General features: G+C 72.0%; 22 protein-coding genes. 16 read left to right on the top strand and 6 right to left on the bottom strand.

Annotation, left to right across the window (positions count from 1 at the left end; all coding sequences use genetic code 11):
- Positions 1-70: 70 nt before the first annotated feature.
- Together B0I31_RS14950 and B0I31_RS14945 are read left to right on the top strand one after the other, a co-directional pair.
- A complete protein-coding gene (locus B0I31_RS14950; RefSeq protein WP_106616010.1) occupies positions 71-892 on the top strand; it encodes an SAM-dependent methyltransferase in 822 nt (273 codons plus the stop codon).
- Positions 893-988: 96 nt separating this feature from the next.
- The gene (locus tag B0I31_RS14945; RefSeq protein ID WP_181320178.1) at positions 989-3148 is read left to right on the top strand and encodes a putative bifunctional diguanylate cyclase/phosphodiesterase; all 2160 of its coding nucleotides are present in this window, start codon (positions 989-991) and stop codon (positions 3146-3148) included.
- Here B0I31_RS14945 and B0I31_RS14940 read toward each other — a convergent pair.
- Complete coding sequence (locus tag B0I31_RS14940; protein WP_106616009.1) at positions 3145-4170, bottom strand: glucose 1-dehydrogenase; 1026 nt, start codon at positions 4168-4170, stop codon at positions 3145-3147. The genes B0I31_RS14945 and B0I31_RS14940 overlap by 4 nt on opposite strands.
- Positions 4167-6014, bottom strand: coding sequence for a glycoside hydrolase family 15 protein (locus B0I31_RS14935; RefSeq protein WP_219910729.1), 1848 nt, complete (start codon positions 6012-6014; stop codon positions 4167-4169). The genes B0I31_RS14940 and B0I31_RS14935 overlap by 4 nt, the downstream gene beginning before the upstream one ends.
- A gap of 99 nt (positions 6015-6113) precedes the next feature.
- On the opposite strand from B0I31_RS14935, the gene B0I31_RS14930 reads away from it, so the two are divergent.
- The 6 genes from B0I31_RS14930 (at position 6114) to B0I31_RS14905 (ending at position 10248) form a co-directional block, all read left to right on the top strand.
- Positions 6114-6698 (top strand): DUF3558 domain-containing protein, encoded by a 585-nt coding sequence (locus B0I31_RS14930; protein ID WP_146173850.1) that lies wholly within the window; start codon positions 6114-6116, stop codon positions 6696-6698.
- Between the two features lie 107 nt (positions 6699-6805).
- Positions 6806-7198, top strand: a complete 393-nt coding sequence (locus tag B0I31_RS14925; protein ID WP_106616007.1) for a transcriptional regulator — start codon at positions 6806-6808, stop codon at positions 7196-7198.
- A gap of 35 nt (positions 7199-7233) precedes the next feature.
- On the top strand, positions 7234-8580 hold the full coding sequence (locus tag B0I31_RS14920) for a PPE domain-containing protein (RefSeq protein ID WP_106616006.1): 1347 nt from the start codon (positions 7234-7236) through the stop codon (positions 8578-8580).
- Between the two features lie 74 nt (positions 8581-8654).
- Positions 8655-9461 carry an ESX secretion-associated protein EspG gene (locus tag B0I31_RS14915; protein WP_106616533.1) on the top strand — a complete coding sequence of 269 codons (807 nt, stop codon included), beginning with the start codon at positions 8655-8657 and terminating at the stop codon, positions 9459-9461.
- Positions 9462-9517: 56 nt separating this feature from the next.
- Positions 9518-9895, top strand: coding sequence for a sterol carrier family protein (locus B0I31_RS14910; RefSeq protein ID WP_106616005.1), 378 nt, complete (start codon positions 9518-9520; stop codon positions 9893-9895).
- A gap of 14 nt (positions 9896-9909) precedes the next feature.
- Positions 9910-10248: a hypothetical protein gene (locus B0I31_RS14905; RefSeq protein ID WP_106616004.1), complete on the top strand. Its 339-nt coding sequence runs from the start codon at positions 9910-9912 to the stop codon at positions 10246-10248.
- Here B0I31_RS14905 and B0I31_RS14900 read toward each other — a convergent pair whose 3' ends face one another.
- Positions 10249-12243, bottom strand: coding sequence for an alpha/beta hydrolase (locus B0I31_RS14900; protein WP_106616003.1), 1995 nt, complete (start codon positions 12241-12243; stop codon positions 10249-10251).
- A complete protein-coding gene (locus tag B0I31_RS14895) occupies positions 12240-12545 on the bottom strand; it encodes a hypothetical protein (RefSeq protein ID WP_245949934.1) in 306 nt (101 codons plus the stop codon). Before B0I31_RS14895 ends, B0I31_RS14900 begins: the two co-directional genes overlap by 4 nt.
- A gap of 169 nt (positions 12546-12714) precedes the next feature.
- Here B0I31_RS14895 and B0I31_RS14890 point away from each other — a divergent pair, with 169 nt between their 5' ends.
- The 6 genes from B0I31_RS14890 (at position 12715) to B0I31_RS14865 (ending at position 18587) form a co-directional block, all read left to right on the top strand.
- Entirely contained in the window at positions 12715-13524 is an 810-nt protein-coding gene (locus B0I31_RS14890) for a hypothetical protein (RefSeq protein ID WP_146173849.1), read from the top strand.
- Between the two features lie 149 nt (positions 13525-13673).
- Positions 13674-14405: a maleylpyruvate isomerase N-terminal domain-containing protein gene (locus B0I31_RS14885; RefSeq protein WP_106616000.1), complete on the top strand. Its 732-nt coding sequence runs from the start codon at positions 13674-13676 to the stop codon at positions 14403-14405.
- A gap of 116 nt (positions 14406-14521) precedes the next feature.
- The gene (gene purF / locus B0I31_RS14880) at positions 14522-16054 is read left to right on the top strand and encodes an amidophosphoribosyltransferase (RefSeq protein ID WP_106615999.1); all 1533 of its coding nucleotides are present in this window, start codon (positions 14522-14524) and stop codon (positions 16052-16054) included.
- 65 nt (positions 16055-16119) lie between these two features.
- A complete protein-coding gene (gene purM / locus B0I31_RS14875; protein WP_073886144.1) occupies positions 16120-17181 on the top strand; it encodes a phosphoribosylformylglycinamidine cyclo-ligase in 1062 nt (353 codons plus the stop codon).
- A gap of 300 nt (positions 17182-17481) precedes the next feature.
- Positions 17482-17910, top strand: coding sequence for an alternative ribosome rescue aminoacyl-tRNA hydrolase ArfB (arfB, locus tag B0I31_RS14870; RefSeq protein WP_106615998.1), 429 nt, complete (start codon positions 17482-17484; stop codon positions 17908-17910).
- Between the two features lie 11 nt (positions 17911-17921).
- Positions 17922-18587 (top strand): class I SAM-dependent DNA methyltransferase, encoded by a 666-nt coding sequence (locus B0I31_RS14865; protein ID WP_245949932.1) that lies wholly within the window; start codon positions 17922-17924, stop codon positions 18585-18587.
- Here B0I31_RS14865 and B0I31_RS14860 read toward each other — a convergent pair.
- A complete protein-coding gene (locus B0I31_RS14860) occupies positions 18569-19231 on the bottom strand; it encodes a response regulator (protein ID WP_106615997.1) in 663 nt (220 codons plus the stop codon). The genes B0I31_RS14865 and B0I31_RS14860 overlap by 19 nt on opposite strands.
- Entirely contained in the window at positions 19228-20775 is a 1548-nt protein-coding gene (locus tag B0I31_RS14855; protein WP_106615996.1) for a sensor histidine kinase, read from the bottom strand. Before B0I31_RS14855 ends, B0I31_RS14860 begins: the two co-directional genes overlap by 4 nt.
- 114 nt (positions 20776-20889) lie before the next feature.
- Between B0I31_RS14855 and B0I31_RS14850 the strand changes: the two genes are divergently transcribed.
- The gene (locus tag B0I31_RS14850; RefSeq protein ID WP_106615995.1) at positions 20890-21870 is read left to right on the top strand and encodes a Bug family tripartite tricarboxylate transporter substrate binding protein; all 981 of its coding nucleotides are present in this window, start codon (positions 20890-20892) and stop codon (positions 21868-21870) included.
- Positions 21867-22433, top strand: a complete 567-nt coding sequence (locus tag B0I31_RS14845; RefSeq protein ID WP_106615994.1) for a tripartite tricarboxylate transporter TctB family protein — start codon at positions 21867-21869, stop codon at positions 22431-22433. The genes B0I31_RS14850 and B0I31_RS14845 overlap by 4 nt, the downstream gene beginning before the upstream one ends.

Here is a 22433-nt window from a genome sequence, read left to right as displayed (position 1 = left end):
CACCGGATTGGCCCATGATGTGGGTGTCACCGCAACGGTGGGAACACGAGCCCGTTCAGAGGAGAATCCGGTGGACAGCGTGGAGCGGCCCAACTGGGCGCCGGGCGACATCGACCTGGCCCGCCCGAGCATCGCGCGGGTCTACGACTACTGGCTGGGCGGCGCGCACAACTTCGCCGTCGACCGGGCCGTCGCCGACAAGGTGCTGGCCGACGTGCCGATCATCAAGGCCATCGTGCTCAACCACCGCGCGTTCCTGCGGCGGGCGGTGCGGTTCATGCTCTCGCGGGGCATCCGCCAGTTCCTCGACCTGGGCTCCGGCATCCCCACGGTCGGCAACGTGCACGAGATCGCGCAGGCCGCCGACCCGTCCGCCCGGGTCGTGTACGTCGACGTGGACGCCGTCGCGGTCGCCCACAGCCGGGCCATCCTCACCGGGAACGAGCTGGTGAACGTGCTGCAAACCGACGTGCGGGACGCCAAGCAGGTGCTGGCCTCGCCCGAGGTGCAGGACCTGCTGGACTTCGACGAGCCGATCGGCGTGCTGATGATCGCGCTGCTGCACTTCGTGCCGGACGCCGAGGACCCGCGCGGGATCGTCGCCGACTACCGCGAGGCCCTTCCGGACGGCAGCTACCTGGCGATTTCGCACGCCGGGTTCGAGGAAGGCGAGTGGGACCCGGCGTGGGACGACGCCCGCGGCGTCTACAACCGCGGCGTCAGCGAGATGTGCTTCCGGCCCAAGCGCGAGGTGGAGGCCATGTTCGACGGCTTCGAGCTGGTCGAGCCGGGCGTGGCGCGGCTGCCGCTGTGGCGGCCGGAGTCACCGGACGACGTGGACGAGGGCGCGGCGCACTTCATCAGCTTCGGTGGCGTGGGGCGGAAGGCCTGATGAACGGCCCGGACGACGGTCGCGTGCCGGGAACGGCAGTCGACCGCGTGCCGCGACCGGCCGTATCCTCTCGGTTGTGGCGGTAGGCCGACTGACATGACGGAACAGGTTGACCATCGGGTGGCAGCACCGGGCCGATCGAACCTCGACCCCGCCGTACTGGCCGGGGCGGAGTCCTTCGCCCGCACCTGGGCGACCGCCGTCATCGGCAGCAGCTACGTGCCCATGACGCGGGCCGAGGTCGCCGAGCACCTCCAGGCGTTGACCGAGGTCCTGGTGCACGCGCTGCACGCCAGCCCGTTCCGCACCGCGCCCGGCTACGAGATCGGCGCCCGCCTGGTCGAGGCGCACTTCACCGGCACGGACACGCTCGGCCGCACCGTCCAGCTGCTCGGTGACGACCTGCTGGGCGAGCTGGGCATCCAGCCGGACGAGCTGATGCGGTCGCGGCTCGCGGCGTTGCAGGGCGCGTTGGCCGCCGGGTACGCCCGTGCGCTGCGCGAGCGCACGCTGGCCGAGCAGGAGGCGATCCGCGCGGCCGTGCTGGACGCCCGTGACCAGGCCGAAGCCGCGTTGCGGGCGTCAGAGGCGCGGTTCCGCGCGATGTTCACCGAGGCCGCGATCGGCATCGGCATCGCCGACATCGAGGGCCGGATCCTCGACGTGAACCAGTCGTTGCAGGACATGCTGGGCTTCAGCGTCGAGGAGATGCGGCAGTACAACATCCGCGACCTGATGCACCCCGAGGACGGCGGCAGCGTCTGGCGGCTGTACGACCAGCTCACCGCGGGCGAGTGCGACCACTACCGGGCCGAGAAGCGGTTCCGCCGGGCCGACGGCGAGCAGGTGTGGACGCACCTGACGCTGTCGCTGGTGCGCGACGACCACGGCGACCCGCAGTACCAGGTGGCGATGATCGAGGACGTCACCGACCGCCACCTGCTGCAGAACCGGCTGCGCTACCAGGCGCTGCACGACCCGCTGACCGGGTTGCCGAACCGGGCGCTGTTCCTGGAACGCCTCGGCCGCGTGTTCAACAACAGGGCACGTCACCGCGCCGGCCTGTGCTACCTGGACCTGGACGGGTTCAAGGTGATCAACGACAGCCTCGGCCACGACATCGGCGACCAGCTGCTGGTCGAGGTGGGGCGGCGGCTGGACCACTCGGTGTCCGGCGAGGGCAAGCTGGTCGCCCGGATGGGCGGCGACGAGTTCGTCATCCTGGTGGAGGGCTCGAAGGACACCCAGGACATCGTCGACGTCGCCGACCGGGTGCTGCGCGAGCTGGAGTCGCCGATCCGCATCGGCGGGCACGAGCTGACCGTGTCGGCGTCGATCGGCATCGTGGAGCGCGCGCTGTCCGGCACCACGGCGGCCGACCTGATGCGTGACGCGGACATCACGCTGTACTGGGCGAAGGCGGACGGCAAGTCGCGGTGGGCGCTGTACAACCCGGAGCGCAACGCCAAGGAGGTCGCCCGGTTCACCCTGTCGGCGACGATGCCGGCGGCATTGGAACGCGACGAGTTCTACGTGGACTACCAGCCGCTGGTGCGGCTCGAGGACAGCACCGTGGTCGGCGTGGAAGCGCTGGTGCGCTGGCAGCACCCCGAGTTCGGGCGGCTGGCGCCGGACCGGTTCATCGAGCTGGCCGAGGAGACCGGGCTGATCGTCCCGCTGGGCCGGTGGGTGCTGCGGCGGGCGTGCGAGCAGGCACGGCGGTGGCTGGAGGAGTTCGGCGACTCCGCCCCGTTCGTGTCGGTGAACCTGGCCGTGCGCCAGTCCCGCGACCCCGAGCTGGTGCGCGACGTGAAGCGGATCCTGGACGAGTGCGCCCTGCCGCCGCACCACCTGCAGCTGGAGCTGACCGAGAGCGCGATCATGGGCACCGCCGACGAGCCGCTGGAGGCGCTGCGGGCGTTGTCGGAGATGGGCGTGCGGATCGCGATCGACGACTTCGGCACCGGCTACTCGAACCTGGCCTACCTCAAGCACCTGCCGGTGCACGAGCTGAAGATCGCGGGCTCGTTCATGGAGGGCCTGCGCGCGGCGGACGAGGAGGACGCGGTGGACGTCCAGATCGTCTCCACGCTCGTGCAGCTGGCGCACGCGCTGCAACTGGGCGTCACCGCGGAAGGCGTGGAGACACCGGCCCAGGCCAAGCGCCTGCACCGCATCGGCTGCGACACGGGCCAGGGCTGGTTCTTCGCCAAGCCGATGAAACCGGCGGACATCGACGAACTGCTGCGCCGTTAAGCGAGGTCCACGACCACCTTCACGTCGTCGGGCCGCCGTTCCAGCGCGTCGGTGAACCGGTCGAGGGGCACGCGGCGGGTGATCAGGCCGTGCAGCCACGGGCGGCTGGCTCCGGAGAGCGCCTCGGCGGCGGCGAGGTAGTCCGGCAGGCCCGCGTTGACGGTGCCGACGATCGCTTTGTTGCGCAGCACCATGCCGTCGAATACACCCGGGTCCAGCGGCACGGGGTCGTGCTCGCCGGTCAGGCCCGCCAGCACGGTGACCGACGCGCGGCGGGCGCACTCCCAGATCAGGGGCGCGGCACCGGTGCACTCGATCGCCACGTCGACCTCGGCGGTGACCTTGGCCAGGTCCGGGTAGTAGGTGGCGCCGAGGGTGGTGACCAGGTCGGGTTTGCGGCCGTCGGTGACGCGGTCGACCACGTGCACCGCCAAGCCGCGCTGCACGCCGAGCAACGCCGCCAGCAGGCCGATCGGCCCGGCACCGGTGATCAGCGCCGACCGCACCGGCAGGTGCGACCGCGCCGCCACGGCCGACGCCGTCGCCCACGCCTTGGCCACCACCGACGCGGGTTCGGTCAGCACGCCCGCGTCGCCCAGCGTCGGGTCGAGCTTCACCGCGAACTTCGGCGGCACGGTCCAGCGCTGCATCCCGTACCCGTCGAGCTCCTTGATGCCGCGCTCGGTGTACTTGCCGTTGCGGCAGAAGTCCCACGCGTCCACCGCGCACGCCGGGCACGGTTCCGGGTCGGGGCGGCGGACCACCCCGGCGACCAGGTCGCCCTCGTAGAACCCGGAGTCCTCGGGCGCGGACAGCACCCGGCCCAGCGACTCGTGGAACGGCACGATGTGGTCCCGGCCGGGCGGCAGCACCCCGAAACCGTCGCGGATGATCTCCACGTCGGTACCGCACAGGCCCGCCAGCAGGCCCTCCACCAGCAGCTCGCCGTCGACCGGCACGACCTCGCGGTCGACCACGCGTGACGCCGCCGGCTTGCCCGGGACGACCTCCGCCGCCCTCACGCCGCACCGCTGCGGTGGCGCTCGTCGCGGGTGTGGCCGCCGAACAGCACCGCCGCGCTGTTCACCAGCGCCAGGTGGCTGAACGCCTGCGGGAAGTTGCCGCACATCCGCCCGGTGCCCGCGTCGTACTCCTCGGCCAGCAGCCCGACGTCGTTGCACAGGTCCACGAGCCGGTCGTACATCGCCAGCGCCTCCTCGCGCCGCCCGGCCAACGCCAGCGCGTCGACGTACCAGAACGAGCACGCCAGGAAGCTTCCCTCGACACCGGCCAATCCGTCCACTTCGGACTCGCCGTGCCAGGTCTCGTACCGGTCGACCAGGTCGCCGCGCTTGAGGACCCGGGCGATCGCGTCCAGCGTGCCGACCACGCGGTGGTCGTCGCCGGGCAGGAAGCCGACCGCCGGGATCAGCAACGTGGCCGCGTCCAGCTCCGTGCCGCCGTAGTACTGGGTGAACGCGCCCAGCGACGCGTTCCAGCCCTTGGCCAGCACCTCGGCGTGCACGGTGTCGCGCAGCTCGCGCCACCGGTCCACGGGACCGGGCAGGCCGTACTCCTCCACCGCCCGCACGGCCCGGTCGAACGCCACCCACAGCATCACCCGCGAGTGGGTGAAGTGCCGGTCCGGGCCGCGCACCTCCCACAAGCCCTTGTCCGGCCGCTCCCACACCTTCTCCAGGTGCCGCATCATGCCGCGCTGCATGGCCCACGAGTCCGGTGTCTCGCCGAGCCCGCGTTCCCGCGCCAGGTGCAACGCGTCCATCACCTCGCCGTACACGTCCAGCTGCAACTGCCGGTAGGCCGCGTTGCCGACCCGCACCGGCTTCGCGCCCCGGTAGCCGGGCAGCCAGTCGACCTCCCACTCCACCAGGTGCCGCTCGCCGCCGATGCCGTACATGATCTGCAGGTCGGCCGGGTCGCCCGCGACGGCGCGCAGCAGCCACTTGCGCCACGCCAGGGCCTCGCTCGTGCAGCCGAAGTTGTCCAGCGCCAGCAACGTGAACGTGGCGTCGCGCAGCCAGCAGTACCGGTAGTCCCAGTTGCGCTCGCCGCCGAACGTCTCCGGCAGCGACGTGGTCGGCGCGGCCACGATCCCGCCGGTCGGCGCGTAGGACAGGCCCTTCAACGTGATCAGCGACCGACGCACGGCCTCCGCGTGCGGCCCGTCGTAGTCGATCCGGGACGACCAGCCCAGCCAGAACGCCTCGGACCGCGCCACCTCCGCCATCGCGTCCACCGGCGCGGGCGGCTCGTCGGGCGAGTACGCGAACTCCATCACCCACGACAGCCGCTCGCCCGCCGACACGGTGAACACGGCCTCGTGCGCGCGTTGACCCGGCACCCGGTACGGCAGCCGGTCGCCGTACAGCGCGACGGCGGACGGCCCGGCGAGCGCCACGATGCACTCCTGCCCGTCCCGCTCACCGCGCCGCACCCACGGCACCGAGTCGGCGTAGGCGAACCGCAGCACCCACCGCAACGACATCTCGACCTGCCCGGACACGCCTTCCAGCACGCGCACCACCCGCGTGTCGGCGTCCCAGTCGTCCTGCTCGGGCGGCATGGTGTCGATCAGCCGCACCACGCCGTCCACGGTCTCGAACTCGGTCTCCAGCACCAGGCTGCCGTCCCGGTAGGACCGGCGCACCGACAGCGCCTCGCCGGTCGGCGCGATCCGCCAGTGCCCGTCGTCCTCGGTGCCGAGCAGCCGGGAGAAGCACGACGGCGAGTCGAACCGCGGCATGCACAGCCAGTCGATCGACCCGTCCCGTCCCACCAGGGCCGCCGTCCTCAGGTCGGACAGCAGCGCGTAGTCCTCGATCCGTCCAGGTCCCGTGTCTCCCACCCCGCCGACCCTACGGACCCGCGTTTGCCGGCGCGCGCCGTCGCGCGCGTTGCCCGCAAGTCGTCTTGCCGGTGACGTCGATCCGATACGTTGGTGCTCATGCGCCGTGTCGTGCCGCTCATCGCCGCCCTGGCCCTGCTCGCGGGCTGCTCGCAACCCACGGACGGGAACGCCAACCCCGGTGGTTCGACGCCCACGACCACCGCCGCCGGCCGGACGTCCGAGTCGGGAAAGCCGTCCGCGACCTCGAAAGAGCCGACCAAGCGCCCGAAGACGATCAACATCGAGGCCGTCGACCCGTGCACGCTGCTGACCGAACCGCAGCGCTCGGAGTTCGGTCTGAACCGGCCGCCGCAGCAGGGTGGCGTGCCGGACAAGGAGAGCTGCACGATCAGCCGCGAGGACCGGAAGTACTTCGTCGGCCTCGTCACCGATTCCACCGCGGGCGTCGACGACTACGCCAAGTCGACGGGCAAGGTGACGAAGCTCGAGGTCGGCGGCTTCCCCGCGCTGCTGATCGAGTCGACCACCGAGCTCGGCGTCTCCTGCTCCGTCCCGGTGGACGTCTCCGACGGCCAGGTGGTCGAGGTGCGGGCGAGCAGCGTGGGCGAGACCGACCTGCCGACGCTGTGCCAGGTCGTCCAGCCGGTGGCGGCGGCCGTCGTGACCAACCTGAACAAGTAGAAACTTCCCCTTTGCAGAGGGAACCGCTCACCCGCGTCATGCATCAGAGCTAAAGTCGTCACACATGCACACGCTGGGGTATGTGCAGCACTGAGGAGGGGTGTGCCGTGTTCATCGCGGATGGTGGTGGCGGGGGAACGACGCCGACGACGCTGCCCGACTACGCCGGTGCGCAGCGGAAGCTCAGCATCGAGCCCTCGGCGATCCCGGCCGCGCGCGAGGTGTTCGCCAGGGCGTTGGACCAGCTCGAGACGAAGCTCACCGACGCGATGACGCAGCTCGAGGCGAGGCCCTGGGCGGGCGACCCGGTGAGCAACGAGACCGCCGAGCGGTTCAACCAGGACACCTTCCAGTCCGGTGACACCGCCGGCGTGGTGGCGCTCAAGGCGTACCGCGATCAGCTCAAGGGCGTGGTCGACCAGCTCACCGCGATCGAGGCCGACTACCGGCGCGTCGAAGGCGACAACACCGCGTCCTGGGGACGCATCAACAACGGCTGACCTGCTGACCTACGCACCCGAGGGGGGCGAGCACGATGGGTGACCACCGCTGGCGCGGGTATGCCCACCCCGATCTCTACCGGATGATCAACGAGGGTCCGGGCGTTGCCGCGTCCCGGCCGCTCGAGGACTCCTGGAAGTCGTTGTCCGAGGCCCTGGGCGAGATCGACACCTCGATCAAGGACGGGCTCGCCAAGCTCGGCGCGAGCTGGGAGGGCGAGACCGCGGACACGACCACGGCCTCGTTGTCGCCCCTCGCGGCCTGGGCGGAGGACGCCCAGCAGGGTTCGAGCACGATGTTGACCTCGGCCCAGTTGCAGGCGGACTACATCGCGGACGCCCGCAAGGAGATGCCCGAGCCGGTGCCGGTGACCACCGAGGCGCCGTCCCTGGGCGACAAGATCGTCGGCGGGCTGACCGGTCCTATCGGGATGATGCACGTCATCCAGCAGCAGCAGGACCACGAGCGGCAGGAAGCGGCGCAGGACAACGCCGAGGCCAAGGCCGTCGAGGTGATGAACAACTACCAGTCCAGCAGCGAGTGGAACGCCGACACGCTGGGCAAGTTCGTCCCGCCGCCGAAGGTCGTGATCGACACCCCGCCCCCGGCGGGTGCCGGCGAGTTCAACAACTCGAGCGCGAACTACAACTCGACCCCGACGTGGACGGCGCCGAGCGACAGCGGCACCACGAAGACGTCGTGGGCGCCGCCGCCGACCGGCACGCCGGTCCCCGGCGTCCTCCCGCCTCCCGGCGGCACCGGTGGCACCACGAACCCGTCCTGGGCCCCGCCGCCGACCAGCACGCCGCCGCCGACGCCTCCGTACACGCCGCCGGTGAACACCCCGGTCAAGCCGCCCGTCGGCCCGGTGCCGCCTCCCACGTGGACGCCGCCGAAGCCGCCGACCAACCAGGTTCCGCCGCGGGTGCCGACCGGTCCGACCGGCCCCGGTGGGCCGCCGCGCCCGGGTCTGCCGAACAACCGGCTGCCCGGCATGCCGGGTGTGCCCGGCGGACCCAACGGCCCGCACGGCCCCAACGGCATGCGTCCCGGTGTGCCGGGTGTGCCCGGCATGGGCGGTGGGCCCGGTGCCGGCGTGCCCGGCGCGGGTGTGCCCGGCGGTAGCAACCCGGCCGGCGTGCCCGGTCGTGGTGGCGTGCCCGGTGCCGGCGGCTTCGGTCCCGGCGCGGGTGGCCCCGGCGCCGCGGGTCGTCCCGGTGCGGGCGGTCCGGGCATGGCCGGTGGGATGGCCGGCGCGCAGGGCGGCAACGGCGAAGACGACATCGAGCACAAGGCAGCCGACTACCTGGTCGAGACGAACGACGTGTTCGGCGACGACCGGCTCGTCGCGCCGCCCGTGATCGGGGAAATGCCGCAGTAAGGGATCCACCGGTGCACGGGCTCGCGTCGACACGGCGCGGGCCCGTGTCCGGTGTTCAGGGGACGGGGATGTCGGTGACGTATTTCGGGGGGCCCGCGGAGCGGGAGCCGATCGAGCTTTCCGCCGAGGAGTTCGACGTGCTCTGGGAGCGCCTCGACCTCGGCCAGATGCCGTTGGTGATCAAGGTGCCGTCGCCGGGCAAGACCCACGCCGAGCGCGCCGACCTGGAACGACGCGTCTGGCACGGCATCGGCGCACGCGGTCTCGGCGGTCCGACCGGGCTGCACCCGGAGCTGGACTACCTGCTGCGGCTGTTCAACAGGCCCGAGCGCGAGGTCGACGGCCGGGTGTGGATCGGCAAGAGCGTGCGGGTGCTGGCCGTGGCCAACGGCGACGAGGGCGCGGTCGCCACGCTGACCGACAACCGGCTCACGTTCCGGCGCGCGGCGGGCAGCGGCCTGCCTTCGGCGGTGCTGGCCGCGCTGCCCGCCCACCCGGCGGGCACCGGTCACTCGGTCACCATGCCCAGCGCCGACCTGGAGGCCGCGGTCAAGAAGTCCGATGGTTCGCCCAAGAGCCTGGAGAACTCGCTGCGCTCGCACGGCGTGCGCCAGGAGGACGCCACCGCGCTCGTGAAGATGTTCACCGGGCTCGTGCACACCGGCAACTTCGGCGCGGCGGCCCGCGACAAGTACGGCAAGCGGTGCCGACCGGACCGGGTGGTCGCGTTCTTCGACACCGAGGACGGCCGCTACCTGCAGCAGCGGCGGGCGTCGAGCGGGTCGGTGCCGTGGAGCACGTTCAGCCCGACCGACTCGCGCCGGCTCGCCCACCAGGTCGAGGAACTGCTCGCCGAAGCGGTGCGCGCCGCCAGGATCTGACGCCGGTGCGCCGATCACCGGACCGTCGCCGTCGCCGGCGGCGATAACCTGGTCCGATGCCGTCCAAGCCCGTTGACCCCCACGAGGTTCGTGCCGCGGTCGAGGCCGTGCTGCCCTGGCTCGCCGGGGAGGCGGAGCAGCCGGCACGCCCCGTGCTGGCGGCGGCCGTGCGGCTGAGCCTGCGGACCCTGGAACAGGTCGCACCGGGCCGCAGCGTCGAGGTGCGCGTCCCACCGTTCGCCGCCGTGCAGTGCGTGGCGGGCCCCCGGCACACCCGCGGCACTCCGCCGAACGTGATCGAGACCGACCCGCGCACGTGGCTGGAACTGGCCGTGGGGAGGCTCGGGTGGGCGGACGCGCTCGAAGCCGCCAAGGTCACCGCCTCCGGCAGCCGGGCCGATCTCTCAACCCTCCTCCCGGTGCTCCGCTTCTAGCTAAGCTCGATCGCGTGAAGGCGCTCAAGGCGTGTCTCGCCACCCTCGCGGTCGGAACCCTCCTCGTCGGTTGCAGCAGCGAGTGGTCGGGCGAGGTGGACTTCAAAGTCCTGAAGATCAATCCGGCGTACGAGTCGATGGGTGAGACCAAGCCGTCGTACGTGAACCTGGAGATCGACCAGGAGCAGCCTGGCGGGATCGAGCAGCTCAGCAAGAACTCCGCCGACCTCGACCAGTTCCCGGAGGGGATCAAGGTCGGCGACCTCGTGGTGTGCTCGGTGCGGCAGTCCGACCAGAGCGGCTTCGACCAGGAAGGCGTCCAGACCGTCGTCGGGCCTTGCCGCCTGCGCTGACTAGAACCAGGACCCGACGGTCCTGTCCCAAGCCTTGCCGACACCCTCGACCGCGTCGCGGCCCAGTTCGACCACGTCACCGACACCGCCGGCCACGACGTCCACGGCGTCGTTGACGACCTCCTTGCCCGTGTTGAGCAAGCCGGTGCCCGCGTCGGACCAGTTGCCGTTCACCGCGTCACGGCCGGCGTTCCACAGCCCGGTCCCCGCGTCGACGGCCAGGTCCGCCGCACCGACTGCCGTGCCGCCGACGAAGTCCACCACCGGGCCGACGCCCGGGATGTGCGAGCCGGGCAACGACGGGCCGAGCGGGTTCTCGTCCCAGTCCTGCGAGGTCACCGAACCGCCGTCGCCGGTCGCGATCCGGGCCAGGTTCTGGACCGACTCCGAGCCGCGGGCGTAGTACTGCGAGTGCGCGTCGAGCGCGGACGAGCCGTCTGTGGTGCCGAAGGTCTTCGCGCCGAACCGGTCGTCGTACGGGCCGATGGAGGAGCCGTCCTCGGTGAACCAGTTCGAACTCGTGCCCTGCACGACCGGGTCGTGCTCGGTCGCGCCGACGTAGACGTGTCCGGGACCGGCCGAGAGCTGGTTGACGTTCGACGCGCCCACACCGGGCGAGCCGACGAACGCGATGTCGTCCGCGGCCAGGCCGTTCATGCCCGCGTAGCCGACCGTGGTGGAGCCGTAGGAGTGGCCGATCACGGTCACGTGCGGGTTGTGGCCGGCGGCCTCGGCGGCGGCGCGGTAGCCGTTGACGTCGGCGACGAGGTTCGCGCCGCCCTCGCGGGCTTGCGCGGGGTTGTCGACCTCGCCGATCGCCCAGCCCGGAGCGTCGTAGCCGAGCCACTGGATGGTGGCGTTGCCTTCCGCGCCCATGGCCTCGCGCAGGTTGCCCGCCTGGCTCACGGAGAAGCCGTCCAGCGTGGAACCGGTGCCCGGCACGCTGATCGCGAGGTTCTTGGCGGTGTCGGGGTTCCCGTAGGCGATCGCGGTCCCGCCGTCGCCCCGCGGGCCGTAGGGGTCCCAGGCCAGGATCCGGACGTCCGGCTCACCCTGGGCGTTGAGCCAACCGTTGTCCCTGGCGAGCTTTTCCGCCTGCTCGATGCTCTTCTGGACCTTCTCGGCGTTCTCGGCCTTGGTGGCGGCTTCCTGGCGCTGCTCGCTGAGCGACGCGTACTGCTCGTCGTTCATGAGCTTGGTCATGTCTTCGGAGTTGTTCGGGTCGAGACCCAACTCCTGCGCCCGTGCGGCCATCTGCGCGTCCAACTGATCGCGCTGGGCGCCGAAGCGCTGAGCGTCATCCTCGATGCGCATCCGGTTGGCCTGGTCCAGGACGCCGGACGGGAGGCCGCGCAGTTGGCCCAGTTCCTGGAACTTGGTGCGCAGCAGCTCGTCCTGCTGCTCCTTGGTCAGCGACTTCCACCAGGCGGCGACCTGCTTGGGGTCGGTGCCCGGACCGGGCACGGTGGCGGTGGTGCGCATGGCCGTGACGGCGGTGTTCCAGCCCGGGTCCTTGGCCGCCGTCTCCTCGAAGCCGGGGCGGACCTTGGCGAGGGCGGCGGCGTACGAGCGCAGGACGCGTTCGTAGCCGGACTTGACGTTGTTGAGCTGCTCGTTGACGCGGTTGGCCAGCTCGCGGGTCTGGGTCTCGTCCAGGGCGGGCGAGCGACCGCGCCAGAAGTCGATCAGCTGGTCGGCGCTGCCGCGCATCTGCGTGTAGGCGCGGGAGGCGGCCTGGACGATGTCGGCGCCGGCGCCCAGCCGCTCACCGGCCACGGTCGCGGACTTGGTGGACAGCTCGGCGCGGGCGCCGAAACCGGTCGCGGCGTCGCCCTTCCAGGTCGAGGTCGCCGTGCTGCCGCCCGCGGAGACGGCCTGGCCCGCGCGGCTGACGGCGCTCATCGCACCGGTGATCGGGTCGGTGGCGGCGGCGACGCGGCCCGCGTCACCGGCGGCCAGCTGCCCGTACAGGACCTCGGGGTCGGTGTAGCTCACGCCATGCCCCCTTCGATGCTGCGGAACGAGGAGTGCGAGTCGTCGTCCGCGTGCTGGTAGGAGTCGGCGTTCTCGTTGAGGCCGTCACCGGCGTCGCGGTACCAGGCGCTGCCCCGGCGCAGGTCGTCGGACTGCTCGCCGGACCACCTGGCCAGCGCGTCGACGAACTCCGCCGCCGCGGGCACCTGCCCCAGTGCGTCCGCGTCCAGCCGGAGCATGGAGATCATCTCAGCGCCGTCGCCGGTCGCGTCGGCGCCCTCGTGGAACTGCTTGGACGCCGCGCGCAACGTCTCTGGTTGCACACCGAACACGATTGCCCGCCCTTCGTGCCGCTAGCCGCTGGCAATGCGACGCGCGTTCATCCTTCCCGGTTCCCTCGCCCCACGGGTCCAGAAGGTCGAAAAAGCCGCCCGTTGGTGATCACTCGAAGGTGATCTTGCCGGCGTCGAACGCCAGTTCGACCATTGACACATGACATTTTTCCTGCCGGCGCCCAGAATCCTGAGCTACCACGACTTCCGCGTGATGACGGATCTGCTGCGCGGCTTCCTCATGCGCCTGCTCGCACGGCCGCTGTCCGGCCCGCGCCACCGGGCGATCACCGCGCGGCAGATCCGTTGGCACCGTTGGAAAACCGGTCTCTACTACTACCTCGCGAGCGGCCTGCTCGGCGACTTCACGGGCTATCCGCGACCAACCGCGTTGCCCCGCCGCGAAGCGCGCAGCGCGCGTGAGTGGAGCGCGCTGCACCCACCACCACGAATGGCCCAATCCAAGGCTCTGGTGCGGCCCGCCGACCGCGAGCGGGCCGACCGGCCGACCCGGGAAATCGCGTACGCCTTGCCGAACGCCGTGGCGCACGGGATCGCGGCGGAACCCGAGGTGTGGACCGACGCGTGGCCCGTGGCGTCACACGAGCCCTGGGCCGAGGAGTGGGTCGAGCCGTGGGCCGAGCCGGCCGACAGCTTCACCGGCCACCTCGAGGAACTCCCCGCCACCCCGCTCGCCGCCGCCTGCTCGGGCGGAGGCAGGCACGCGTTGCGCGAGCCCGCGCTCGCCCGCTACGTCGACGACCGGCCCGGCGTGGGCGAGGCCGTGTTCGCGCACTCCACGACCGACGCGCCGAGTGGCGGCGCCCGGCACGCCGCCGTCACCGCCGACGACGAGGACACCGCCCAGCTCTGGGAGTTCGAGCCCGGCGACCTGACCCGCTGGTGGGACGAGGCCGCCGAACGGCTCGACGCGGCGGCCCGGGACGAGGGGCGCGACAGGCCGTGGTGACCGGACAGCCCGCACTCGCCGGCCATCCGAGGGCACCGCCGGCCGCGCGCCTGCGTCGGTTGGGAGGAAGGTCGGCCTTCGGCCACCGGGACGAGCGCCGGTGCGGCACGATGGCCGCGCACCGATCGACTTCAAGCGGGAGGCTGGACGTGCCTGGAGGTTGGACCACCCAGCGGTGGACCGAGGTCTTCACCGCGCAGGCGGGGATGTTCCGGGCGGCGGTCGGGAAGGCCGACCCCGCCGCCAAGGTGCCCAGCTGCCCCGGCTGGACGTTCACCGACCTGACGCTGCACGTCGGCAGGTTCCTGGAGACGTCGCTGGAGTACCTCCGCACCGGCAGCCGGGTCCAGCTCCGCCTGCCCAGCCCACCGGCCGACGTGGTGCCGCTGGAGTACCTGGACGCGCAGCTCGCCAAGGCCGCCGAGCTGCTGCCGTCCACCCCGGGCAACCGGGCGGCCTGGACGTTCTCGCCCTCGGCGCCCGACCTGGCGTGGGTCTGGCACCGGCGCATCGCGCACGAGCTGGACCTGCGCCGCTGGGACGCCCAGGCGGCACTGCGCGAGCTGGTGGTGGGCGACGCGGACTTCGCCGTCGACGGCATCGACGAGGCGCTGACCACCCTGCTCGCCGCCAAGTACGCCACCGACGTGCCGCCGACCACCAAGGGCACGGCGTTGGTGCAGCTCACGGACGTGCCCGAGGCGTGGGTGGTGACGTTCGCACCGGGCGTCGTGCCGGAGGTGCGGGCGGCCTGGCCGGGTGAGGAGACGGACCTCCAGGTCACCGGTGAGGCCCAGCTCGTGCACTACGGGCTGTGGGGCCGCCTGCCGCTCAAGCACACCGGTGACGAGCAGGTCTGGTACGCGCTCAAGCTGGACTGACCGCCGGGCGAGGGTGCGTTTGGTCACGTAGGAGGGGGTCTGATGGGGGTCCTACCGCCCCCATCAGCCTTACACTCGGTGGTGCAGCCCGACCCTCGTCGCTAGGGAGCAACCCGGTGGTCACCGACCATTCAGCAACCGGCCGCACTGACCCCGAGACCCAGGAAGAACGCGAACCCCGCGAGGAATGCGGCGTGTTCGGCGTGTGGGCGCCCGGCGAAGAAGTCGCCAAGCTCACCTACTACGGCCTGTACGCCCTGCAGCACCGCGGCCAGGAAGCCGCCGGCATCTCGGTCGGCGACGGCAGCCAGGTGGTGGTCTTCAAGGACCTCGGCCTGGTCAGCCAGGTGTTCGACGAGCAGGTGCTGCAGTCGCTGCGCGGCCACGTCGCGGTCGGCCACTGCCGCTACTCCACCACGGGTTCCACCACGTGGGAGAACGCGCAGCCGACGTTCCGCACCACGGCCACCGGCTCGGGCCTGTCGCTCGGCCACAACGGCAACCTGGTCAACACCGCCGAGCTGCTGGCCAAGGCCCGCGAGGTGGGCGTGGACACCAGCCACGGCGCCACCACCGACTCCGACCTGGTGTGCGGCCTGCTCGCCGCCCAGGCCGCCGACATCGGCATCGAGCAGGCGGCCATGCAGCTGCTGCCGACCCTGCGCGGCGCGTTCTGCCTCACGTTCTCCGACGAGTCCACCCTGTACGCGGCACGCGACCCGCAGGGCGTGCGGCCGCTGGTGCTGGGCCGGTTGGAGCGCGGCTGGGTCGTGGCGAGCGAGACGGCGGCGCTGGACATCGTCGGCGCGTCGTTCGTCCGCGAGGTCGAGCCGGGTGAGCTGATCGCGATCGACGAGAACGGCCTGCGGTCGAGCCGGTTCGCCAACCCGGAGCCCAAGGGCTGCATCTTCGAGTACGTCTACCTGGCCCGTCCGGACACCACGATCGCCGGCCGCTCGGTGCACGCCACCCGCGTCGAGATCGGCCGCCGGCTGGCCGTGGAGCACCCGGTGGAGGCCGACCTGGTCATCCCGGTGCCCGAGTCCGGCACGCCCGCCGCCATCGGGTACGCGCAGGCCAGCGGCATCCCGTACGGCTCGGGCCTGGTCAAGAACGCCTACGTGGGCCGCACGTTCATCCAGCCGTCGCAGACGATCCGCCAGTTGGGCATCCGGCTGAAGCTGAACCCGCTGCGCGACGTGATCCGGGGCAAGCGCCTGGTCGTGGTGGACGACTCGATCGTGCGCGGCAACACGCAGCGCGCCCTGGTCCGGATGCTGCGCGAGGCGGGCGCGGTCGAGGTGCACGTGCGGATCGCGTCGCCGCCGGTCAAGTGGCCGTGCTTCTACGGCATCGACTTCGCGTCCCGGGCGGAGCTGATCGCCAACGGCCTGGACACCGACGGCATCCGCCGGTCGGTGGGCGCGGACTCGCTGGGCTACGTGTCGTTGGAGGAGCTGATCGCGGCCAGCGAGCAGCCGAAGACGCGGCTGTGCTGCGCGTGCTTCGACGGCGACTACCCGATCCCGCTGCCCGACGACGCGTTGATCGGCAAGCACCTGCTCGAAGGCATCCGGGGCGTCTCGGGCTCGGCGACCCCCGTCCTGACGAACGGGTACGGTGCCGAAGACGCCCTGCGACGCCCCTGAGTTGCCGGCCGAACCGGGCGCGTGCCCGGATGACAGAGATGCCCTGAAATGTGGAGCACAGAGACGTGACGGACAGCGCCAAGGCGACCTACGCCGCAGCTGGAGTAAGCATCGAAGCCGGCGACGAGGCGGTGGAGAAGCTCAAGCCGTGGGCGGCGAAGGCGCAGCGTCCCGAGGTGCTCGGCGGCATCGGCGGGTTCGCGGGGCTGTTCCAGCTGAAGCTGGACCGCTGGAAGGAGCCGGTGCTCGCGTCGTCGACGGACGGCGTCGGCACCAAGATCGCGGTCGCGCAGGCGTTGGACAAGCACGACACGGTCGGCATCGACCTGGTCGCGATGGTCGTGGACGACCTGGTCGTCTGCGGTGCCGAGCCGCTGTTCATGCAGGACTACATCGCGATCGGCCGGGTCGTGCCGGACAAGGTCGCGGCGCTGGTCAAGGGCATCTCCGAGGGCTGCGTGCTGGCGGGCTGCGCGCTGCTGGGCGGTGAGACCGCCGAGCACCCCGGCCTGATGGGCGAGAACGACTACGACATCTCCGGCACGGGCGTCGGCGTGGTCGAGGCGTCCGCCATGCTCGGCCCGGACCGGGTGCGCGAGGGTGACGTGGTGATCGCCATGGGCTCGTCCGGCCTGCACTCGAACGGGTACTCCCTGGCGCGGCACGTGCTGCTGGACATCGCCCGGATGCCGCTGGAGGGTCACGTCGAGGAGTTCGGCCGCACCCTCGGCGAGGAGATGCTGGAGCCGACCCGCATCTACGCCAAGGACTGCCTGGCGCTGGCCGCCGAGGCGGAGGTGCGCACGTTCGCGCACGTCACCGGCGGTGGCCTGGCCGCGAACCTGGCCCGCGTGCTGCCCGAGGGTCTGCGCGCCGACCTCAACCGCGGCACCTGGACGCCCGCGCCCGTGTTCGCCCTGATCGCGCAGCGCGGCCGGGTGGAGCGCGAGGAGATGGAGAAGACGTTCAACATGGGCGTCGGCATGGTGGCCGTGGTCGCGCCCGAGGACGTCGACCGCGCCCTGGCCGTGCTCACGGCCCGCCACGTGCCCGCGTGGGTGCTGGGCGACGTGGTCCGCTCCGACGAGCCGGGTGTCGCCCTGGTGGGGGACCACCCGCGGTTCTAGCCGCGGTTCCAGCTCGGGCAGCAACCTCCGGCGGTCGCCGATCCGTGGGGGCGCCGATGTCGTACCGCGAGGGATCGGCCCCGGCGGCGTCGGCTACTCCCGAACTGACCTCAGCACTTCGTCGCCCACCGCTCGGCCGGCTTGATCCACGTGAGCGCCGTGTCACCAGACGGGACCGTGGCGAGCGTGTCGGCGCAGACGATGTACCGGGACGGAGAGCCGGTCGGTCTCCCGCCGCTCACCCACAAGCAGGTGGCAAACATCGCGACCCAGCCCTGGCTGACGTTCTAACCTGTAGGGGTGCCTGAGGACTTGACCGTGACGCGGACGCTGGTGGTGCCGGCGGCCGAGTTGAGCGAGCGGTTCTCCCGGTCGTCCGGTCCCGGCGGCCAGGGCGTGAACACGGCGGACAGCCGGGTCGAGCTGAGCTTCGACCTGGCTGCTTCGCCGTCCGTGCCGGGGTGGTTGCGCGCGCGGATGCTCGGCCGGCTGGAGAAGCGCCTGGTGGACGGTGTGCTCACGGTCGCCGCGAGCGAGCACCGGGCCCAGTTGCAGAACCGCCTGGCGGCGCGTGAACGGCTGGCCCGGCTCCTGCGTGACGCCGCCGCCGCGCCGCCGCCGGTGCGCCGTCCGACCAAGCCGACCAAGGGCTCGAAGGAACGCCGCATCTCGGAGAAGAAGCGCCGCGCCCAGACCAAGCAGGGCCGCCGCGGTAGTGGCTGGGACTAGGGTCCCGTGGCGTGACCGAGCCTGACTTCCTCACCATGGCGCGCACCGCCTACGACACCGTCGCCCACAGCTACGCCGACCTGGCGCGTGACCTCCTCGCGGAGATCCCGGCGGACCGGGCGGTGCTCGGCCTGTTCGCCGAGCTGGTGAGCGGACCGGTCGTGGACATCGGGTGCGGTCCCGGTCGGATCTCCGGCTACCTCAAGCGGCTGGGTGTCGACGTGTCCGGCGTCGACCTGTCGCCGGAGATGGTCGCCGTGGCCCGCCGCGAGCACCCGGACGTGCGGTTCGAGGTGGGCTCGATGCTCGACCTCGACCTGCCGGACGGTGCGCTGGGCGGCGCGCTGGCCTGGTACTCGGTGATCCACGTGCCGTGGGAGGAGCACCCGGCGGTGTTCGCCGAGTTCCACCGCGTCCTCGCGCCCGGCGGCCTGCTGCTGATGGCGTTCCAGGTGGGCGACGAGGTCCGCCGGTACGAGCAGGGCTACGGGCACGACATCCTGCTGGACGTCTACCGGCTGAACCCCGACCGGGTGCTCGGGCAGCTCGCCGAGGCCGGGTTCGAGCCGCACACCCGGCTGGAACGGCAGCCTGCCGACCCGAAGTGGGAGAAGACCCCGCAGGCCTACCTGATCGTGCGCAAGAGCGGCGAACCGGGTCAGCCCAGCCAGACGTAGAGGCGTTCCGGCCGCCCGGTGCCGCCGTACTTCAGCCGAACCTCGGCCTTGCCGGTGCTGACGAAGTGCTCCAGGTACCGGCGGGCGGACACCCGGGCCAGCTCGGTGGCGTCCGCGCACTCGCTGGCCGTCACCGGGCGTTCCCGCAGCACGCGCTCGACCAGCGCGGCGGTCTGCGCGGTCAACCCCTTCGGCAGCACGGGAGAGCTGCGCGGCCGGGCGCCGAACACCTGGTCCACGTCCGCCTGACCGGCCGACGCGAGCTGGTCGAGCCGCCGGTCCAGCGCGGCGAAGTGGGCGAGCTGGTCGCGCAGCGCCGCGTACTCGAACGGCTTGATCAGGTAGTGCAGCACCCCGCCGCGCATGGCGCTGCGCACCGTCTCCACGTCGGTCGCCGCCGTGATCACGATGACGTCCACGTCGTCGGCCGGGCCGCGCAGCTCCCGCAGCACGGCCAGCCCGTCCACGTCCGGCAGGTACACGTCCAGCAGCACCAGGTCCGGCCGCAGCTCCCGCACCAGCCGCACCGCGTCCGCGCCGTTGTGGGCGACGCCGACGACCTCGAACCCTGGCGTCCGCGCCACGTATCCGCTGTGGACCTTCGCGACCATGAAGTCGTCGTCCACCACCAGGACCCTGATCACACCGGCACCTCCACGGGCAGCCGGGCGGTGAACACCGCGCCGTCCTCGTTGCGGACCCGCACGGACCCGCCGCGCCGCAGGCACGCCTGCCGGGTCAACGCCAGCCCGAGCCCGCGCCGGCCCTGTTCCGCGGCCTTGGTGGTGAACCCGTGCCGGAACACCTCCTCGGCCAGCTCCGCCGCCACCCCGGGCCCGGAGTCCCGCACCACCACGACCACCTCGCCGGGCTCCGACCGCACCGACACCTCGATCCACCCGTGTTCGGCCAGCGCGTCCAGCGCGTTGTCCACCAGGTTCCCGATCACCGTGACCAGGTCGGTCGACAGGGCCTCGTCCACCAGGCCGAGCGAGCTGTCCGGCGCCATCCGCAGCGCGATGCCGCGTTCGGCGGCGAGGCTGGACTTGGCGATCAGCAGCGCGGCCACCGCCGGGTCGGCGACCTTCGAGCCGACCTCCGCCCGCCACGCGCCCTGCGCGGTGTTGATGCGGCTGATGAACCCGCGCACCTCGTCGTACTCGCCCAGCTCGACCAGGCCCGCGATGGTGTGCAGGCGGTTGCTGAACTCGTGCGCCTGCGCCCGCAGTGTGTCGGTGGCGTGCCGGTTCGCGTCCAGCTCGTCGCGCAGCGTGGTCAGCTCGGTGCGGTCGCGCAGGGTGACGACGGCGCCGTGCACGTCGAGCGGCATGTGGTTGAGGGTGAGCACCCGGCCGCCGGTCAGCGCCAGCTGGTCCACGCCGGTGGCCCGGCCGGTCAGCACGTCGCGCAGCCGCTCGTCCAGGTCCAGCTCGGCCACCGAGCGGCCCACGGCGTCCCGCGGCAGGGCCAGCAGGTCGCGGGCGTGGTCGTTGACCAGTGTGATGCGGTGCCGCGGGTCGAGGGCGACGACGCCCTCCTTGATGCCGTGCAGCAGTGCCTCCCGGTACTCGACCAGCGCGGTGATCTCGTGCGGTTCCAGGCCCAGCGTCTGGTTCTTCACCCGCCGGGCGAGCAGCAGCGACCCGGTGACGCCGATGACCAGCGCCACGCCGAGCAACCGCAGCGCGTTGTCCGGCGAGTCCAGCACACCGTCCCAGAACCCCGGCGCCTGCCGCCCGGCCGCGACCAGCCCGATGACCGCGCCGCCGTCGCCGATCACCGGCACGTGCGCCACGGTCGCGCCGCCCAGCTCGCCCACCCACGACCGGCCCCGCAACGCGGTACTGGCGCCGAGGTCGAGCGGCTCACCGACCTGGCTCGGGTCCGGCGAGGTCAGGACCTCGCGGTCGGGGTCGGTGATGATCACGTAGCTGGCGCCGGACAGGCTGCGGGCGCTCTCCGCGAACGGGGCCAGCGCGTAGTGCCTCAGCGGGTCGGCCAGCGACGCCCGCACGCCCGCCGTCGCGGCCACGTCCTCGGCCACGGACAGCATCCGGCGTCCCTCGGTCGTGCGGAAGTTGTTCCCCGCTTGGACGACCGACAGCACGCCCACCGCGCACAGCAGCGCCACGACCACTACCAGTTGCCACACGAGCAGCTGACGGGCCAGCGATCCGCGCGTACCCATCAGCACCTCCCGGTGACCACAAAGAACAAAAGAACCCTTAGGCGCGCAAGCGGGACTTCCCTGTTTACACGAGTGCAACATGTCCAACCACGCGGAAGAGAGGCGGGGATCACAGTGCGGATCAGGAACTGGCTCGCGGTCGTCGGCGCGTTGGCGGTCGTCGTCCTCGTGCCTCCGCTGCTGACGTCCGGCGCGGACACCACGGCGTCGTTGCGCAGCCTGCGCGTGCTGGTGCCGAACGCGCCGGGCGGCGGCTACGACGTCACGGCGCGCACCGCCGCGAAGGCGATGGAGGACGCGGAGCTGATCCGCAACACCGAGGTGTTCAACCTGCCCGGCGCGGGCGGCACGGTCGGGCTCGGCCGGACGGTCAGCGAACGCGGCAACGGCAAGCTCGTGATGTCGATGGGCCTGGGCGTGGTCGGCAGCGTCTACACGAACAAGGCGCCGTCGTCGCTGCTGGACACCACCCCGATCGCGAAGCTCATCGAGGAGCCGGACATCGTCGTGGTCGGCGAGGACTCGCCGTACCGGACGCTGGACGAGCTGGTCCGGGCCTGGAAGGCGGACCCGGGCGCGGTCACGGTCGGCGGCGGTTCGTCGCCCGGCGGGCCGGACCACCTGGCGCCGATGCTGATCGCCAAGGCGGTCGGCCTCGACCCGCGGGCGGTCAACTACATCCCGTTCGACGGCGGCGGCGAGCTGCTGGCGTCGGTGCTGGGCGGCAAGGTCGCGTTCGGCGTGTCCGGCGTCGGCGAGTACCGCGACCAGATCGAGGCCGGGCAGATCCGGGTGCTGGCGGTGACCAGCGGATCGCGGCTGTCCGGTGTGGACGCGCCGACGCTGCGCGAGTCCGGGGTGGACGTCGAGTTCAACAACTGGCGCGGCGTGGTCGCGCCGCCGGGGATCTCCGACGCCGACCGGGCCCGGCTGGTGGACCTGTTCACCGACCTGCACGGCACGCCGCAGTGGCGGGAGGCGTTGGCGCGCAACGGCTGGACGGACGCGTTCGCGCCCGGCGACGAGTTCGGCGCGTTCCTGCGCGCGGAGAACGACCGGGTGGCGACCGTGCTCAAGGACCTGGGGCTGGCATGAGTGGAGGGTTGGGCGTGCACGAGGCGGTGAACACCGTGAAAGCGGTGAACGCGGTGAACAAGCCCTGGAGCCGGGCGTGGCTGCGGGAGCGCTCCGAGCTGGGCGTGTCGGCGGTGCTGGTCGGGTTGGGCGTGCTGGTCCTGGTCGACGCGATCCGGATCCACACCGACTTCGCGCAGCGCGGCCCGGTGGGGCCGAAGGCGGTGCCGGTGGTGGTCGGCGTCGGGTTGCTCGTGGTCGCCGCGCTGCTCGCGCGGGACGTGCTGCGCGGTGGGCGTGGTGAGGCGGAAGGCGGCGAGGACGTCGACCTGTCCGCGCCGGCCGACTGGCGGACCGTGCTGCTGCTGTGCGGTGCGTTCCTGGCCAACGCGGCGCTGATCGGGGTGGTCGGCTTCCCGATCTCCGGCGCGATCCTGTTCTGGGGCGCGGCGTACGCGCTGGGCAGCCGGGACTTCGTGCGCGACCCGCTGCTCGCCGCCGGGCTGTCGGTGCTGACGTTCGTGCTGTTCGACAACCTGCTGGGCGTGCCGCTGCCCGGTGGGCCGCTGGTGGGGATGTTCTGA

It is taken from the genome of Saccharothrix carnea (assembly GCF_003014735.1).
Classification (GTDB): domain Bacteria; phylum Actinomycetota; class Actinomycetes; order Mycobacteriales; family Pseudonocardiaceae; genus Actinosynnema; species Actinosynnema carneum.
This window is presented reverse-complemented; position numbering and strand designations above follow the sequence as displayed.